This is a genomic window from Acetomicrobium mobile (assembly GCF_937920065.1).
Genome location: NZ_CALETC010000132.1, coordinates 1 through 1,433, shown reverse-complemented (window position 1 = coordinate 1,433; position 1,433 = coordinate 1). Strand labels below are relative to the sequence as shown.

General features: G+C 46.9%; 2 protein-coding genes. Both read right to left on the bottom strand.

Going from position 1 to position 1,433, the window contains the following annotated elements; genetic code table 11:
• Positions 1 to 301, bottom strand: a 301-nt coding sequence (locus tag Q7P41_RS05360) for an Rpn family recombination-promoting nuclease/putative transposase (RefSeq protein WP_303882751.1), incomplete at its 3' end; no start/stop codon positions are given.
• A gap of 263 nt (positions 302 to 564) precedes the next feature.
• On the bottom strand, positions 565 to 1,433 hold an 869-nt coding region (gene pseI, locus Q7P41_RS05355; RefSeq protein WP_303882750.1), incomplete at its 5' end, for a pseudaminic acid synthase.

The following is a 1,433-nucleotide window of genomic DNA, read 5'->3' as shown; positions in this document are numbered from 1 at the left end:
TCATATAATTTAGTATTTGAAGTAAAACTCCGGGGTCAGGGTATGACTTGTGTTCAAATACGAAGTAAAGCTGTCCTTTTGTGTCTGATATTTTGCATTCCACGGCTATGTCCATGTAGTACTTGTTGTAGCCTTTGATCTTTTCTGTGGGAATGAGTTTCATTTCCTTTAAATCTATTTGACTTGAAAGCTCTATTGGCAGGAATTCCTTTATGAATTGTCTTACGTTTGCTTCGTCAGACATTACCCTTTTAAAGAGCCTGTCGTGGGGGTCTTTGGGCGTTAGGTCGTCTTTTGGCAAAGGTGAGGCCTCCTTTGGTTGAAGATGATTTTAATACAGCAATCAAGGCATGAAAATGCTAAAAGCTGGCACATGGTGCATCGTTTGCTGATGATATCACGAAAAGATGCCGAACGTAACTTGATCTTTAGTCTATATTTAAGCCTTAGTTGCATTTAAAGGAAAATTAGGCATTTTCCGTCAGCTTTGTTAACTTTTGAATTAAAATTCAAGATTAAAGATCCGACCCCAGAGTTCCCCACGACCCCAGAGTTCCCCAGAGTTTACGATATGCAATCCCACGAAAGCGGCGTCCCAAATTTTATGTCCCGTGCGGATTTTCGGCCTAAAACTTCCTTTAAAAATTTGGGAGGGAGGCCATAGCCGGGGCGGATGGAACGCACGTTTTCTTCGGTAAAGGTTTCGCCGGCCTTCATGTCCTTTACCACAAACAAGGACCGTCTAAAGACCCTGCTTTGCGTTTCCTTTTCGCTAACGCCGTAGTAGACCCTGCCCAAGGCCTTCTCGACCGTCCTTACGGCATCGATCAAAGCCTTAAGCTCGTGAGGTTCTATGGAAAATGCCCTGTCAGGGCTTGGGATATCGCGAGACAATGTAAAATGCTTTTCTATTATGCAGGCTCCGACGGCAACGGCAGCAACGGGCACTTCTATGCCCAGGGTATGGTCGGACAGCCCTACGGGTACGCCAAAGCCCTCGGCCATGTGAGGTATCGTGCGCAAATTCATCTCCTCAGGGGGCGCCGGATATGCGCTGTTACACTTAAGCAGAGCAATTTGCGTCGCTCCTGCCCCTTTGGCCGCAGTTACGGCTTCATCTATTTCCGCTAAAGTGGCCATGCCGGTGGAAATTATCAAAGGCTTTCCCGTTTTGGCCATCCTTTCGATCAAGGGGATATCGACGATCTCAAAGGAGGCCACTTTGTGGACGGGGACGTTCATTTCCTCCAAAAAATCCACGGCCGTCGGGTCGAAGGCCGTGGAAAACAGGTCAAGTCCTATATCGTTTGCTATCTCCTTTAGCCTAGGCTGCCATTCCCAGGGCATATAGGCTTCGGAATAAAGGTCGTAAAGGGATTTGCCCTCCCAAAGGCTGCCGGATTTATGACAAAACAAGGAGGAATCTGATTTAA